This is a genomic window from Monashia sp. HAY1-5C (assembly GCF_056755255.1).
In genome coordinates, this window is the sequence record NZ_JBPGXG010000631.1 from 1 (window position 1) to 246 (window position 246).

Genomic DNA, 246 nt, shown 5'->3' on the forward strand with positions numbered 1-246 from the left:
CTTTTGGAGAGATGCCTCCAATGGAGGGCAAAGAAATTCCTGAGGAGGATAAAGACAAAATCATGCATGTCACTCTTCCGATATCCAAAGAAACCATACTAATGGGAAGTGATACAAGTGGTGAATGGGCCTCTCACTTCAAGGAAGGGAATAATTTTTCGGTTTCTATAAACGCAGAATCTAAAGAAGAAGCTGATAAACTGTTTAATGGACTTTCTGAGGGTGGAAATATTACCATGTCTATGG

At 39.8% G+C, this 246-nt stretch carries 1 protein-coding gene; it reads left to right on the top strand.

Annotated elements, in window-relative coordinates:
• Nucleotides 1-246: VOC family protein (locus ACR9ZK_RS22985; protein ID WP_481344227.1), on the top strand; the 246-nt coding region annotated here is incomplete at both ends.